This is a genomic window from Aeromonas sp. 75A, assembly GCF_051919425.1.
Taxonomy (GTDB): Bacteria; Pseudomonadota; Gammaproteobacteria; order Enterobacterales; family Aeromonadaceae; genus Aeromonas; species Aeromonas veronii.
On record NZ_JBQBES010000002.1, the window covers coordinates 2015001 to 2030227 of the forward strand.

Genomic DNA, 15227 nt, shown 5'->3' on the forward strand with positions numbered 1-15227 from the left:
GCGCATTATAGGGAGCGGCGCCGGGATGACAAGGGCTTTTTGCAAAAATGCGTTCGTTTGCTGAAAAAGCGAACTGAACGCCCCAAAACAACCCCTTGGCATCTCTTTTACGCCGCTTTTTTGCTCAATTCTTCGCTTTGTGCCCGGATATAGTTGACCCAGCTGGTTGCCTTCTGCTGCCAGTTATCCTGTTGCTGCAGCTCACGGGCCAGTTCCAGCGCCTGGGCATACTGCTCCTTATTAAGGTGTGCCTGCACCAGCAACGCTTTGGCGCGATTGCCTTGCTCGCCCTTCACCGACTTGATGGCAGCGAGCTGGGTCATGGCAGCATCAGTCTTGCCCTGTTGCAGCAGCAGTTCGGCGGCGCGCATGGCGGCTTTGGGCTGACCGTGCTGGTTGGCGAGCAGCTGCCAGCTATCGACCGCTTGTGACCACTCCCGGGCCCCTTCCCACAATTGGGCAAGCAGTTGGCGATTTTCAGCACTTTGCTTCATCTGTCCCTTGGCCATGGCCGCTTCCAGCAGACGGGCACCACGATAAGGCAGCCCTTGCCAGGCATAGAGACGGATCAGCTGATTGCGGGCAGACACATCATCCATCAGTTTTCTGTCGATAGCTGTTTGCAACAGAGCCAACGCCTGATCGCCGCGTTTGGCGGAGAGGTTGAGCGACACCGCCTGCTGCCACCATTTGCTCTCTTTGGGTTCGTGGCTGATCAACTCGGCCGCCTGATCGGCAGCCACGCCATAACGTTGCTGAGCGGTGAGGGCGGATAGACGAATAATGGCGGCCTGTTTCTGCCAACCCTTTTTCAACAACTGTTCGCTCTGACTGGCGGCGTCACCGTACTGCTTGTTGTGGTAATAGAGACCAGCCAGACGCAGGCGCAGCGCATCGTCTTGCTTGAGCGCCAGCGCCGCCTTGTAGCTGGCGATGGCACCCGACCAGTTGGATTGCTGGGCCTGAATATCGCCGCGCAGTCGCAGCAGCTGGAGCTGTTGTTGCTCGGGCCACTCTTTATAGGCAAGGGCCTGTTCGACATAACGGCTCGCCTGGGCGGTCTGTTGCAGATTGGCCGCCAGCGAGGCTTGCAACTGCGCCAGCCAGGCATGCTCGGCATCGCTATTTGGCTTGAGGCCGGACGCCTTGCTCTGGGCTTGTTGCCACTGACCGGACTGATAGAGCTTCATCACGGGTTCAAGCTGACGGGAGAAGTGAGGGCTGACCTCCATCGCCAGACAGGCTTGGCCGACCAGGGCCAGCAGACAAATCCAGATCCGCAACATAGTTATGACTCCAGTTTGAATTTGAGCGTGATGACTTGCACCAGCTTGTCGGTAGCGCCCGGTCTCGGCTGATAGCGCCACTTGTTGATCGCCTGAATGGCCGCCCGCTCGAACTGACGCTTGGGTTTGGCCTCGACCACTTCCACATCCTGCACGCCACCGTCGGCATTCACGCTAAAGCGCAGGGTGACGAATCCTTCGATCCCTGACTGCTGGGCACGATAGGGGTAGACCGGCTCGATCCGTTGCAGCGGCATCAGCATGTCACCTGCGCCGACACCCGCTCCCTGCTGCTGGCCATGGTAGTTGCCACTCAATACCGGTGCGGTACTGGTCGCCACTCCGGGGGCATAGACCTGCACCGCGCTGAGACTGGAGACCAGATCCAGACTCGGCTCAACGGCCGCCAAGGGGGCCGTGGCAGGCATCGGCAGCGGTGTCGAGGCCAATGCCGCGGGAGGCTCTGGCAGAGGTTCAGGCTCCTGCGGTACCGGACGCTCGCGCACCTGCACCTCGGTCACCTCGTTCTGCATATTGATGACGATGGGCTTCTGCTCGCTCGCCACCTTTTCGCCCCGGGGCGGTTCAACCAGCGTGGCCATGAACAGCAGGATACCCAGACTGAGGGCGATCCCCAGCCCCAGGCTCATCAGCTTGTATTTCATTTCGGTGCCACCGCCACGGCGATATTGGCGATACCCGCCGCCTTGGCCTCATCCATCACCCGCACCACCTTGCCGTGGGGCACACGCTCGTCGGCCTGGATCACCAGACTGGCATCTGGCTGCTCCGCCAGCAGACGGGCGATGGTGGCTTGTACCCGCTCCACATCGATCTGCTTGCGGTCGAGGAAGATCTGACCCTGTGCCCCGATCGCCAGCATGATGCTGGAAGATTTCTGCGCCTTGGCCTGACTGGCCTGGGGTCTGTGCACCTCGAGCCCGGCTTCGCGCACGAAGGAGGTGGTGACAATAAAGAAGATCAGCATGATGAACACGATATCCAGCATGGGAGTCATGTCGATCTGCACTTCGTCACGCTGGCGTTTGGATTGCCGTCTCATTGCATTACCTTCTCTTCTCGCAGGCCGTCCCGGGTCTTGGCCAGCGCACGCTTGGCCTGACTCTCGAGCCGACTGAGTAACAACACGCCGGAGAGCGCCACCACCATGCCTGCCATGGTGGGGATGGTGGCGCGGGAGATCCCGCCCGCCATGCTCTCCGGGTTAAAGCGGTTGGCCGCAGCCAACGCATCGAATACGCCGATCATGCCGGTCACAGTGCCCAGCAACCCCAGCATGGGGCAGAGCACCACCAGGGTGCGGATGAAGATCAGATGACGGTTCAGTTCCAGCTCCGCCTGTGCCAGCCAGCGGCTGCGGATCGCTCGGGCGTGCCAACTGTGGCGCTCGCTGCGGGCTTGCCAGCGGCCGAGCAGCTGTTGCTGCAGCGGGCCGAAACCCAGATTGAGGTAGAGCAGCCGCTCGATCATCAAAATCCACATCAGCACCAGCAGGGCCAGAATGACCCAGAGCACCGGGCCGCCACGGCCCATGAAGCTCTGCAGCTGTTGCCAGATGTCGAGCATCATGCTGCTCGCTCCATCCCGCCGTTATTGCTCTCGGCGCGCTCGGCCAGAATGCCGGCCACCTGCTGCTCCAGTACATTGGAAAGCTCGGTGAAGCGCGATTGCAGCAGGCTGTGGGCCAGGATCAGCGGAATGGCCGCCACCAGACCCTGTACCGTGGTAACCAGCGCCATGGAGATGCCGCCAGCCATGATCTTGGGATCGCCGGTACCAAACTGGGTGATGGCCTGGAAGGTGCCGATCATCCCGGTCACGGTACCGAGCAGACCCAGCATGGGGGCGATGGCCGCGATTACCTTGACCATGCCGATGCCGCGCTCCATGCGAGGAGTCTCCTGCAGGATCGCCTCATCAAGACGCAGCTCGAGGGTCTCCATGCTCAGCTCGGGGTGTTTGTCTGCCACCGTCAGCACCCGGCCGAGGGCGTTGTCGGCGTGATACTCGCCGCTCTTGAGCTGGCGGCGCACCCGACCCAGTTCGCGGGAGAGGCTCCACAGCCGTACCGCAGCGATACCCAAACCGATGGCGGCCAACAGCACGATAATGGCGCCGACCTGACCACCTTGTTGTACCTGCTGCCAGAAGGTGGGCGCCTGTGCCAGCATCGCCAGCAGAGTGCCATGCGAAGGATCCAGCGGCAGCGCTTCCCCTTCCTGACCCTGATAAGCCGCAACGGCAGAGAGCACGCTACCGGGCAGACCCAGTACCGGGCTCAGGCCTTCGGCGGTCGGTTGCAGGAAGCCTTCGCTCCCCAGCAGGGCAAAACTGCCAACCCGGGTCAGCGACTGCTCGCTGGCAGCCCCCTGGGCATCGAGCACCTTGCCGTTGAACCGGGCAATCCGGCCAGATTCGCGGATCTCCTGCAGCAGAGTGGCGGGCAGCAGGGCGAGGGCGGCGCGATCCGGCACCTGTTTATCCTGTGCCATGGCTTTCAGCGGGGCGAGACGTTCCGGGTACTGGCCCTCGACGGCGGATTCGCTCAGCAGCTTGACCGCATCGCTGGCGCCCTGACGGGTGACCGCGAAGATCTCGTTCATGTCGCCGGAGGCTTGCTCCCACTGGGCGTTAAGCTCGACCAGCTGCTTCTCGTTGCTGGCGAACTTGCCGGCCAGCTCCTTGCTCAAGCGCTGGGCCTCGGCCAGTCTGGCGCGGGCAGTGCCGAGCTCCTTGGCAACGGTCGCCAGATCTTGCTGAGCCTGCTGTTCACGAGCCTGTTCCTGCTGCTGCCACTCATCAGCGACAGCGGCATTGGCACCGCAGGAGAGAGCAATAAGGAGGGGGAACCACTTCATGGTGACTCTCATGATTGGGCCTCCTGACTGCGGCTGACAGAGAGGGGGACATTGAGCAACTGGGGAACTTTCTTGTCGGCGGCCACATCCATCGCCTCGGCGATAGGGGAGAGCCACTGGCTGTCGAGGGCTTGCCACTGCTTAGACTCGGCAGACCAGCGCCATGCCTGACTGCGATCGGCCGTCATTGCCAGCAGGGAGACCCGGCCCAGCGCCAGCACATCGACCCGACGCGGGGCACCATCCAGCTCCAGCTCGGCGGAATAGCTGTCCATCCGGCTGCCGTACTCGGCTTCAATCTGATATGCCTGCAGCAGCTGACGGAATTTCTCTGCCTCGCTAACGTCTGCGCGAGCCAGGGTCGCTTTCAACTGTTCAACCCGCGCCAAACGATCTTCCTTGCGCAGCGGGATGTCGTTTTGCACCAGCTGTTCCAGATCTGCCTGCATCTGCAACATCAGCGGGATCAAGCCCTGACGGGTCTCTTGCACCGCTTCCAGCTGCTGGCTCAATTTACCCAGCTCATTTTGCTGATCGGCCACCAGAGATTGCATGTAGCGGTTGTAGGCTTCGAGGTCACGCAGTTGCAGCTGGGCGTTTTGCAGCTCCAGTCGTGCGGCAACAGCGGCATCGGCGGCTTTTTCCACTCGCTGCTGGGAGGCTTTCCCGGCAGCTATGCTGTTCTTGAGGGCGGGAGCAACCAGCTCATCCCCGATGGCAGCAAAGTGGACTGACAGTGGCAGCAGGGCCACACCCCATAATTTGTTCATTGAAATACATCTTACTAATGATAACTATTATCATTATCTCAAATGCAGGGCGGACTGGCAACGAGAGGATTTTCTTGGCCTTTATGCACAAAAACAGGATAATTTTTAAGCACGCACGGAATAAGTGGCGCCAATAGCCACCGCACAAATATAAATAACGAGAAAAAATCTTTTCGATCAGTGTGATAGAGATCGAAAAAGGAGAAAGTAATGCTCAACGATGCGATCTGGGAACATATCGACAAGTTCACCAAGGCAACAAAAACCAGCGATATCCAGCAACTGCTGGAGCGCTTCAGTCATCAAATGGGCTTCGATTACTTTCGGCTGCTGATTATTTTCCCCATCAGCATGCAAAAATCCCACGTGGCACTGTTCAACAACTGTCCGACCACCTGGTTTGACGCCTACAGCGAAAACCAGTATCTGACCCAGGATCCGGTGGTCTATCTGGGGCTGAAACAGACCCAGCCGATCTTCTGGAACAAGCTCGACTGCGATTCGCCCTGGCTGCCCAGCGCCAGCCGCGACGTGATGAACCTGGCCGCCGATTTCGGGGTACGCAATGGCGTCTCCTTTCCGCTGCACACCCCGCAGGGGGAGCACGGCATCCTCTCATTCATCACCAAGGAGAAATCCAACTCCGACCTGATGTTTGAAAATGTCCCGCTGCTGTCGTTCTGCGCCAGCTATATCTTCAACTCCGCGCTGCAACTGATCAAAAGCAGACCTGATATGATGAAATACCTGACCGAACTGTCGGATCGGGAGAAGGAGTGCCTGTTCTGGGCCAGCGAGGGCAAGACCTCCTGGGAGATCGCCACCATCCTCGGCATCAGTGAGCGGACGGTCAACTTTCACCTGACCCAGGTGACCAACAAGACCGACTCGAAGAACCGCAGTCAGGCCATCGCCAAAGGGATCACCAGCGGTATCATAGTGCCCTCCCTCGACGAGGTCACCATCACCAACCTGCGGCTGTCGTAACCCCTCAGCCGAAACAAAAAGAGCCGCAATAGCGGCTCTTTTTCATTTGAGAGAGTGACTTACTCGACGGTCACCGATTTGGCCAGGTTGCGCGGCTGGTCCACGTCGGTGCCCTTGATCAGGGCGACGTGGTAGGAGAGCAGCTGCAGCGGCACGGTATAGACGATGGGGGCGATCACCTCTTCCACATGGTTGAGGTTCATGACCCGCATGGTCTCATCGCTCTTGAAGCCGGTATCGGCATCGGCGAACACGTAGAGGATACCGCCACGGGCGCGCACCTCTTCCACGTTGGACTTGAGCTTCTCCAGCAGATCGTTGTTCGGCGCCACCACAATGATGGGCATCTCGGCATCGATCAGCGCCAGCGGGCCGTGCTTCAGTTCGCCAGCGGCGTAAGCTTCGGCGTGGATGTAGGAGATCTCTTTGAGCTTGAGCGCCCCCTCCATGGCGATGGGGTACTGGCTGCCACGGCCGAGGAACAGGCTGTGCTGCTTGTCGGCAAACTCTTCGGCCAGGGTTTCGATATCCTTGGCCAGCGCCAGGCTCTCTTTAATACGCAGCGGCAGGGCTTGCAGCGCCTTGACCAGTTCGGCTTCGGCGGCGGCGCTCAGGTGGCCACGGCAGTGACCGACGGAGGCCACCAGCATCAGCAGGCCAGCCAGCTGGGTGGTGAACGCCTTGGTGGAGGCCACACCAATTTCTGCCCCCGCGCGGGTCATAAAGGCCAGATCCGATTCACGCACCAGCGAGGAGCCCGGCACGTTGCAGATAGCCAGCGAGCTCATGTAGCCGGATTCCTTGGCCAGACGCAGCGCCGCCAGGGTATCGGCGGTCTCGCCGCTCTGGGAGAGGGTCACCAGCAGGCTGTTGGGGCGCACTACCGATTTGCGATAGCGGAACTCGGAGGCGATCTCCACATCGCAGGAGACGCCAGCGATCTCTTCGAACCAGTAGCGAGCCACCATGCCGGAGTGATAGGAGGTGCCGCAGGCGACGATCTGGACGTGCTCGACCTTGTCAAAGATGGCGCGCGCGCCGTTGCCGAACGATTCGACCACCACGTGATCGCTGCCCAGACGCCCTTCCAGGGTGTTGGTGATCGCTTTGGGTTGCTCGTGGATCTCCTTGAGCATGTAGTGACGGTATTCGCCCTTGTCACCGGCATCGTGGGAGAGTTCGGACTCCTGCTCTTCGCGCACCACGGCGTTGCCGTTGGTATCGAAGATGTGCACGTCGCGGCGGGTCACTTCGGCCACATCACCCTCTTCCAGGAAGATGAAACGGCGGGTCACCGGCAGCAGCGCCATCTGGTCGGAGGCGATAAAGTTCTCGCCGATACCGCGGCCGATCACCAGCGGTGAACCGGAGCGGGCCACCACCACGCGGCTGTCGTCGCGGCTGTCCATCACCACGGTACCGTAGGCACCGCGCAGCTGCTTCACCGCAGTCTGCATGGCGGCCAGCAGGCTGCCGGCGCTCTTCAGTTCATGATGGACCAGATGGGCAATCACCTCGGTATCAGTGTCGGAGCTGAACACATAACCCAGCGCCTTCAACTCTTCCCGCAGCTCTTCGTGGTTCTCGATGATGCCGTTGTGCACCACCACGATATGCTCGGAGACGTGGGGGTGGGCATTGCGTTCGGAGGGCTCGCCGTGAGTGGCCCAGCGGGTATGGGCGATGCCAGTACCACCGTGGACGGACTGCTCGTCGAGCGCCTTGGCCAGCTCGGCCACCTTGCCCAGACGGCGAACCCGCTGCAACGGCTGGTTGGCGCTGAACACGGCCACACCGGCGGAGTCATAACCGCGGTACTCCAGACGGCGCAGGCCCTCTACCAGAATTTCAGCCACATCACGTTGGGCAACAGCCCCGACGATGCCACACATACACTTCTCCTTGAGATGCAAATCGTAAAGTCAGTTGGATGGTTCAGAGCTCGATGTCAGCAAGTGACCGGGGCGCAGATAAGCGTCACCCCCTGGGCTTGAATCTGTTCTCTGGCCTCGCTGGCCAGCCCCTCGTCGGTCACCAGGGTATGGATGCTCGACCAGGGAAGTTCGAGATTGGGGATCTTGCGGCCGATCTTCTCTGATTCGACCATCACAATGACCTCCCGCGACACCTCGGCCATGACCCGCGACAGGCCCACCAGCTCGTTGAAGGTGGTGGTGCCACGCTCCGGGTCGATGCCGTCGGCACCGATAAAGAGCTGGTCGAAGTCGTAGGAGCGCAGCACCTGTTCCGCCACCTGCCCCTGGAAGGATTCGGAGTGAGGGTCCCAAGTGCCACCGGTCATTAACAGGGTAGGCTCATTTTCCAGCTCGCGCAGGGCTCCGGCCACATTGAGGGAGTTGGTCATCACGATGAGGCCGCGCTTGTTGCCCAACATGGGGATCATGGCGCTGGTGGTGCTGCCGCTGTCGATGATGACGCGGTTGTGATCACGCAGCCGCTCGGCCGCCGCACGGGCAATGGCTAACTTTCGGTTCGAAACTTGTTCAGGGTTGACCTCGACCACCATCTCGTTCGGCAAGGGGACGGCACCACCGTAACGGCGCAGCAGCAGACCGCCGGTCTCCAGTACGGCCAGATCTTTACGGATAGTCACTTCGGAGGTAGAAAAGTGTTTGGCGAGGGCGTCGACGCTCACTTCACCCTGCTCTTGTACCAGGGTCACTATGGTGTGGCGGCGTTGTTGAGTATTACGTTTGGTCATTTTTAAGTTTCGATTCGAAAGAACATCGAAATATTAGCCCCTTTTTCGGAAAAATAAAACAGCAAATAGGATCCGATTTGGTTCGATGCCAGAATGGGGTGCCAATTTGCGACGAGGATGCCATGCAAAAGAGAGTCATCTGGCTGGTGGAGGATGAGGCCAGCATCGCCGACACCCTGATTTATGCCCTGCAGACCGACGGGTTCGAGGTGGAGTGGTTCATGCTGGGCCAGCAGTTGCTGACACGACTGGAACAGACGCGACCCGACTTCCTGATCCTCGATGTGGGGCTGCCCGACATCAGCGGCTTCGAACTCTGCAAGCAGGTGAGGGCGCTGACCGATATTCCCCTGATGTTCCTCACCGCCCGCAGCGAGGAGATAGACCGGCTGATCGGGCTGGAGATCGGTGCCGACGACTATGTGGCCAAACCCTTCTCGCCACGGGAAGTGTGTGCCCGGGTGCGGGTCATCCTGCGCCGCAGCCAGCCCGTCGCCCCCCAGCCCAGCGCCCTGCTGGTGCTGGATGAGGAGCGTGCCCGCATCCATTTTCGCGGCCAACCGCTGGCCCTCACCCGCTACGAATATCTGCTGCTCAAGACCTTGATGCAGGCGCCGGGCCGGGTCTACTCCCGCCAGCAGCTGATGGATCTGGTGTGGCAGGATGCGGAGGAGAGTCTGGATCGCACCGTCGATACCCATATCAAGACCATCCGCGCCAAGCTGCGCGAACATGATCCCGAAGCCAACCTGATCCTCACCCATCGCGGGCTGGGCTACAGCCTGGAGCTGGCATGAGACTCGGGTTGCAACTGCTGTGCGGCCTGCTGCTGATCTTCGCGCTGGCCGCCTGGTTCGTGCTGGAGATCTTCGTCGAGGAGATAAAACCCGGGGTGCGCAGCGCCACCGAGGATACCCTGGTAGACATGACCCAGCTGCTGGCACCGCTGGCGCTCGATGATCTGAAAGAGGGCAATATGATGAACGGGCGGTTGGCCAGCGCCTTCGCCCGTCTCAACCAGAATCCCATCAATGCGATGATCGACGGCCACCTCAAACAGCAGGCGGAGTACCGCATCTATGTGACGGATCGGCAGGGGGTGGTGATTTACGACTCCGACGGCACGGATCTGGGCAAGGACTATTCCCGCTGGAACGATGTCTACCGCACTCTGCGCGGTCAGTATGGCGCCCGCAGCACCCGCACCGATCCCGACGATGCCGCCAGCTCGACCATGTATGTGGCGGCACCGCTGCGGGAGGGGACAGAGATCATCGGCTCCCTCACCGTCGCCAAACCCAATCGCACCCTGATGCCCGCCATCGAGCGGGGTGAACGGGAACTGCTGCAGGCCGCCGGCCAGATGCTGTTCATCTCGCTATTGATCGGCAGTCTGCTGGTTTGGTGGCTCAACCGCTCCATCGGCAAACTGGTGCACTATGCCGAATCGGTCAGCAAGGGGGAGGCGGCACCGCTGCCGCAACTGCACACCGTCGAGCTGGATCGGCTCGGCCACGCCCTCGAAACCATGCGCCACCAGCTCGATGGCAAGAGCTATATCGAGGGCTATGTCCACAGCCTGACCCACGAGTTGAAGAGCCCGTTGGCCGCCATTCGCGGGGCAGGGGAGATCCTGGCCGAAACGCCGCCGCCCGAGGTGGCCAGGCGCTTTATCGGCAATATCAATCAGGAGAGTGCCCGCATGCAGCAGCTGATCGAGCGAATGCTGCAACTGGCACGGCTGGAGTCGGGGCAGGGGCTGGATCGGCAAGCGGTAGAGCCGGCCGGGCTCGGCAAGCGGGCGCTCGATGCCCGCCAGATTATCGCCCAGCGCCGGCAGGTAGCGCTGGTGGCTGAGCTGGCCAGCGCGCCGAAACAGAAGTGGGACCCGCTGCTGGTGGAGCAGGCCATCGGCAACCTGCTGGACAACGCCATCGACTTTTCACCGGCAGGCGCCAGCGTCACTCTCAGCGGCACCCAGCAGGAGGATGGCTACTGTTTTCGGGTCACCGACAGCGGCCCCGGCATTCCCGACTACGCATTGCCACGGATCTTCGAGCGCTTCTACTCCCTGCCGCGCCCCGACAAGGGGAAGAGCAGTGGTCTCGGGCTCAGTTTTGCCCATGAGGTGGCCCACCAGCATGGCGGCCGTCTGACCCTCGCCAACCGGCCGGAGGGCGGTGCAGTGGCCGAACTCTGGCTGCCGCTCATCTAGCAACGGCCACTTCACATTCACCACACAGAGCGGCGCTATCCTGCCGCTCTTTCACTTATCAACCCAAGGAATCGCCCCATGTCTCGCCTGCTTCTTTCCGGCCTGCTGGCTACCGGTCTACTCTGCGCAGTGCCGGCCTCTGCCGCCAGCGGCTGTTTTCTCTATGCCGACGGCAACGGTCAGACCCTCTCCAGCGAAGGGGACTGCTCCAGCCAGCTGCCGCCCGCATCCACCTTCAAGATCCCGCTGGCACTGATGGGATATGACAGTGGCTTTCTGGTGGATGAAGAGCATCCGGCGCTGCCCTACAAGCCGAGCTATGACGGCTGGCTGCCCGCCTGGCGTGAAACCACTACCCCGCGCCGCTGGGAAACCTATTCGGTGGTCTGGTTCTCCCAGCAGATCACCGAGTGGCTGGGGATGGAGCGCTTCCAGCAATACGTCGACCGCTTCGACTACGGCAACCGGGATCTCTCCGGCAATCCGGGCAAGCATGACGGTCTGACCCAAGCCTGGCTCAGCTCCAGCCTCGCCATTAGTCCGGAGGAGCAGGCTCGCTTCCTCGGCAAGATGGTGAGCGGCAAGCTGCCGGTCTCGGCGCAGACCCTGCAATACACCGCCAATATCCTCAAGGTGAGCGAGATCGACGGCTGGCAGATCCACGGCAAGACCGGCATGGGCTACCCGAAGAAGCTGGATGGCAGCCTCAACCGCGATCAGCAGATCGGCTGGTTCGTCGGCTGGGCCAGCAAACCGGGCAAGCAGCTCATTTTCGTTCATACCGTGGTGCAGAAACCGGGCAAGCAATTCGCCTCTATCAAGGCGAAAGAAGAGGTGCTGGCCGCCCTGCCTGCACAACTTAAAAAGCAGTGAGCTCGCTTCCCGCCAGATAATCCCCGATAACCACGGTCAGCCCACCAGCAACGGGCTGACCGTCATACGTACACGAGACAAACATGAAATCATTTCTATTGCTGCTCTGGCTTCCGGCCAGCATGGCGCTGGCTGCCTGCGATCTCTCCGACCGCCTGACGCGGCAGGGAGAAGTCATCCATGATCGGCTAAACCACCTCGAATGGCAGGCGTGCAGTCTGGGCAGCCAGTGGCAGGAGGGGAAAGGGTGCGTGGGCACACCGGCCCTGCTGACGCTGCTTGAAGCCAAGGATGAAGCAGCCCGCCTTGGCGAGGGGTGGCGACTCCCCACCATCGAGGAGCTCTTCACCCTGCTCGACGAAAATTGCCGGGCGCCGATGACAGACCCGCGCTTCTTCTCCGATATCCATGACAACGGGGAAAATTCAGCCCCCTACTGGACCTCCAGCTCCATTGAGGAGATGCCGGAACTGGTCTATTACATCGACTTTATGCACGGACTCATCGACGGCCACACCGATCGTTTCGCACAAGCCGCTCGGTTGGTGCGCTCCCGCCCCTGAACAATCCAACGGCGTCTGATGGCGCCGTTTTTCAACAGTTCACCGCCACTTCACACAAGCCCATCACCACTTCACGCCGGACTGACAGACTCACTCCATCAAACAAGGAGACGTGTCATGGTCAAACAGATATTCACCCACAAGATCTTTCTGCTGCTGTTGCTCAGCCTGTTGTTGATGGTGCCGGTGCAATCCATCATGGAGCTCAACCGGGAGCGTCAGGCTTACCGCAATCAGGCCATTCACAGCATCATGGCCAGCAGCAGCGGCCCGCAACGACTGATGGGGCCCATTATCGTGCAGCCCTATACCCGTTCGGTGACGGTCGAGCAGGAGGGCAAGCGCTTCGTCCGTCAGGAGCAGATCTACCGCTACCTGCTGCCGGAGCAGTTGGATATCAAGGCCAACATGGAGGTCACCCCGCGCAAGCTGGGCATCTATCAGGCGCAGGTCTATCAGACCCGGCTCTCCCTCTCGGGCCGCCTGCCAACCCGGCAGAGTCTGCTGAATGACACGACCTCACCGCTCGGTGAAACGGCCGAGCTGGTGGCGGGCAAACCCTACCTGAGCCTGGTGCTCTCCGATGCCCGCGGCATCAACAGCGTCCCCGAGCTGCAGCTTGGCACACAGCGGATCCCGTTTACCCCCGGCGCCCGCCTCGGTGACGCACTGGCGGGTATCCATGCACCGCTCGACAGCCTGCCGCAGCAGGATGGCACCTTCCATCTGGAGCTCAATCTGCAGGGGATGAACGCCCTTGATATAGTTCCGCTGGGCAAGGAGAGCACCCTGCAGATGGCGGGCAACTGGCCCCACCCCAACTTTATCGGTGACTTTCTGCCGGGCAGTCGCACCCTGAGCCCACAAGGGTTTGAGGCCAACTGGCAAACCAGCTGGTTCGCCAGCGACATGGAGACCCGCTTCAACCGGATGATGAACGGGGGCGATAGCCATCTCTCCACCTTCAGCGTCAGTCTGGTGCAGCCGGTGGATCACTATCAACTCAATGAGAGGGCGGCCAAATATGCCCTGCTGTTTATCGGCCTCACCTTTATCAGCTTCTTTATGTTCGAGCTGCTCAAGGGGCTGAGGGTTCACCCGATCCAGTACGCGCTGGTGGGCATGGGGCTGGCCATCTTCTATCTGGTGCTGCTAGCGCTGACCGAACACCTCGGCTTTGGCTGGGCCTATCTGGTGGCCGCGCTGGCCAGCGTGCTGCTCAACGGCTTCTACCTCAGTCATGTGCTGGGCGGCCGGAAGCAGGGGATCGGCTTCGCTGCGCTGCTCGGGCTGGTCTATGCCATCCTCTACAGCCTGCTGCAGGCCGAAGAGATAGCTCTGCTGCTCGGGTCCCTGCTCTTGTTCGCCACCCTGGCGCTGATCATGCTGCTGACCCGCAAGCTCGACTGGTATCAGGTGATGGACTACAGCGCCCCCGCCACCACATGGGCGGCCCCCCAGTCATCGACCAGTGACACCAGCCATAAGTCATAAGCCAAAAAAACCGGCGCCATCAGGCGCCGGTTCTATTTTATTGATCGGGCATCACTTCTTCTTGACCGGGCGAGCCCAGTTCTTGATGTGGCGCTGGGGCACCCGAGTGATCACCAGCTCGTTCTCGGCCACATCCTTGGTGATGGTGGAACCCGCCCCCAGAGTCGCCCCCTTACCGATGCGAACAGGCGCTACCAGTTGGGTATCAGAACCGACGAACACATCGTCCTCGATAATGGTCTGGAATTTGTTGACCCCGTCGTAGTTGCAGGTGATGGTACCGGCACCGATATTCACCCCGGCTCCGATCTCGGCATCACCCAGATAGGTCAGATGACCGCACTTGGAACCAACCCCAAGACGGGCCTTCTTCATCTCGACGAAGTTGCCAACGTGCGCATCCTGCTCCAGAACCGCCCCCGGACGCAAGCGGGTAAACGGACCCACTGAGCACTGATCTGCCACCTGTGCACCTTCGATAACCGAGTAGGGTTTCACCTCGGTGTGATCGCCAATGACGCAATCTTTCAGTACGCAACCGGCTCCGATACGAACGTGATTGCCGAGAGTCACCTTGCCCTCAATGATGACGTTTGCATCAATAACGACCTCTTCACCAATTTCCAAAACCCCACGCAAATCAAAGCGTGCAGGGTCGATCATGGTTGCACCTGCAATCATCAGTTTCTCGGCCTGCATCTGCTGATAGCTGCGCTCAAGCTGAGCCAATTGCACCCGATTGTTGGCCCCTTCCACCTCGGCGGCACGCTCCGGATGAACGGCGGCAATCGGACAATTATCGCCGTGAGCCATTGCGATCACATCGGTCAGATAGAACTCGCCCTGGGCGTTTTTGTTGTCGAGACGAGACAACCATTGACGCAACTGGCCCCCATTGGCCACCAGCACGCCGGTGTTCACCTCTCGGATCGCCAGCTGTTCGGCGTTGGCATCCTTCTGCTCGACGATGCCGACTACCTGACCATTTTCACGGACGATACGGCCATAACCGGTGGGGTTGTCCAGTACCACAGTCAGCAATGCCATACCGTTTTCAGCCTTGGCAGCCAGCAGTCGCTGCAGGGTCTCTGGCTGGATCAGCGGGGTATCGCCGTAGAGCACCAGCACATCGTCTTCATCCTTCCAGAACGGGATAGCTTGGGCGACGGCGTGACCGGTCCCCAGCTGCTGCGCCTGCAGCACCCAGTTCACATCGGCCGCCACGATCCGCTCTTTCAGCAGCTCGGCACCGTGGCCATAGACCAGATGCAGCTGCTCGGCACCGACCTGACGAGCGGTATCGATCACATGGGAAACCATGGGTTTGTTGGCTACCGGGTGGAGTACCTTGGGCAGGGAAGAGCGCATACGGGTACCTTTACCCGCCGCCAGGATCACGACGTTGAGGGACATAAATTGGCCTTTGGAACATGAGGAA

Annotated in this window: 15 protein-coding genes; 6 read left to right on the forward strand and 9 right to left on the reverse strand. The window is 60.7% G+C overall.

All coding sequences use genetic code 11. The annotated features are described in order from the left end of the window. Window positions 1–107 precede the first annotated feature (107 nt). From ACTG2T_RS09255 to ACTG2T_RS09280, 6 genes are read right to left on the reverse strand one after another with little or no spacing between them, the layout of a single operon-like run. Window positions 108–1286, reverse strand: a complete 1179-nt coding sequence (locus ACTG2T_RS09255) for a hypothetical protein (RefSeq protein ID WP_330125608.1) — start codon at window positions 1284–1286, stop codon at window positions 108–110. A gap of 2 nt (window positions 1287–1288) precedes the next feature. Further along, entirely contained in the window at window positions 1289–1951 is a 663-nt protein-coding gene (locus tag ACTG2T_RS09260; protein WP_330125607.1) for an energy transducer TonB, read from the reverse strand. After that, complete coding sequence (locus ACTG2T_RS09265) at window positions 1948–2349, reverse strand: ExbD/TolR family protein (RefSeq protein WP_005339369.1); 402 nt, start codon at window positions 2347–2349, stop codon at window positions 1948–1950. The genes ACTG2T_RS09260 and ACTG2T_RS09265 overlap by 4 nt, the downstream gene beginning before the upstream one ends. Further along, window positions 2346–2876 (reverse strand): MotA/TolQ/ExbB proton channel family protein, encoded by a 531-nt coding sequence (locus ACTG2T_RS09270; RefSeq protein WP_005339367.1) that lies wholly within the window; start codon window positions 2874–2876, stop codon window positions 2346–2348. The genes ACTG2T_RS09265 and ACTG2T_RS09270 overlap by 4 nt, the downstream gene beginning before the upstream one ends. Beyond that, a complete protein-coding gene (locus ACTG2T_RS09275; protein ID WP_330125606.1) occupies window positions 2873–4177 on the reverse strand; it encodes a MotA/TolQ/ExbB proton channel family protein in 1305 nt (434 codons plus the stop codon). The genes ACTG2T_RS09270 and ACTG2T_RS09275 overlap by 4 nt, the downstream gene beginning before the upstream one ends. Beyond that, window positions 4174–4935 carry a DUF3450 domain-containing protein gene (locus tag ACTG2T_RS09280; protein ID WP_005339362.1) on the reverse strand — a complete coding sequence of 254 codons (762 nt, stop codon included), beginning with the start codon at window positions 4933–4935 and terminating at the stop codon, window positions 4174–4176. The genes ACTG2T_RS09275 and ACTG2T_RS09280 overlap by 4 nt, the downstream gene beginning before the upstream one ends. 210 nt (window positions 4936–5145) lie before the next feature. On the opposite strand from ACTG2T_RS09280, the gene ACTG2T_RS09285 reads away from it, so the two are divergent. Continuing rightward, on the forward strand, window positions 5146–5922 hold the full coding sequence (locus ACTG2T_RS09285) for a helix-turn-helix transcriptional regulator (protein ID WP_005357256.1): 777 nt from the start codon (window positions 5146–5148) through the stop codon (window positions 5920–5922). Between the two features lie 59 nt (window positions 5923–5981). On the opposite strand, the gene glmS is transcribed toward ACTG2T_RS09285, so the two are convergent. Next, window positions 5982–7814 carry a glutamine--fructose-6-phosphate transaminase (isomerizing) gene (gene glmS, locus ACTG2T_RS09290; RefSeq protein ID WP_005355853.1) on the reverse strand — a complete coding sequence of 611 codons (1833 nt, stop codon included), beginning with the start codon at window positions 7812–7814 and terminating at the stop codon, window positions 5982–5984. Window positions 7815–7870: 56 nt separating this feature from the next. Continuing rightward, a complete protein-coding gene (locus ACTG2T_RS09295; protein WP_064335026.1) occupies window positions 7871–8644 on the reverse strand; it encodes a DeoR/GlpR family DNA-binding transcription regulator in 774 nt (257 codons plus the stop codon). Between the two features lie 122 nt (window positions 8645–8766). On the opposite strand from ACTG2T_RS09295, the gene blrA reads away from it, so the two are divergent. From blrA to creD, 5 genes are all read left to right on the forward strand, one after another. Continuing rightward, window positions 8767–9441, forward strand: a complete 675-nt coding sequence (blrA, locus tag ACTG2T_RS09300) for a beta-lactam response regulator transcription factor BlrA (RefSeq protein WP_033138557.1) — start codon at window positions 8767–8769, stop codon at window positions 9439–9441. Next, window positions 9438–10859 (forward strand): beta-lactam sensor histidine kinase BlrB, encoded by a 1422-nt coding sequence (gene blrB / locus ACTG2T_RS09305; protein WP_330125605.1) that lies wholly within the window; start codon window positions 9438–9440, stop codon window positions 10857–10859. Before blrA ends, blrB begins: the two co-directional genes overlap by 4 nt. 78 nt (window positions 10860–10937) lie before the next feature. Further along, window positions 10938–11732, forward strand: a complete 795-nt coding sequence (gene blaOXA, locus ACTG2T_RS09310; RefSeq protein WP_268011660.1) for an OXA-12 family class D beta-lactamase — start codon at window positions 10938–10940, stop codon at window positions 11730–11732. An 83-nt stretch (window positions 11733–11815) separates the two neighbouring features. Continuing rightward, window positions 11816–12295 carry a DUF1566 domain-containing protein gene (locus tag ACTG2T_RS09315; protein ID WP_157161684.1) on the forward strand — a complete coding sequence of 160 codons (480 nt, stop codon included), beginning with the start codon at window positions 11816–11818 and terminating at the stop codon, window positions 12293–12295. Window positions 12296–12412: 117 nt separating this feature from the next. Next, on the forward strand, window positions 12413–13789 hold the full coding sequence (gene creD / locus ACTG2T_RS09320) for a cell envelope integrity protein CreD (RefSeq protein WP_330125604.1): 1377 nt from the start codon (window positions 12413–12415) through the stop codon (window positions 13787–13789). Between the two features lie 51 nt (window positions 13790–13840). Here the strand turns inward: creD and glmU are convergent, their stop codons facing one another. Then, a complete protein-coding gene (gene glmU, locus ACTG2T_RS09325; RefSeq protein WP_139495515.1) occupies window positions 13841–15202 on the reverse strand; it encodes a bifunctional UDP-N-acetylglucosamine diphosphorylase/glucosamine-1-phosphate N-acetyltransferase GlmU in 1362 nt (453 codons plus the stop codon). Between the last annotated feature and the right edge of the window lie 25 nt (window positions 15203–15227).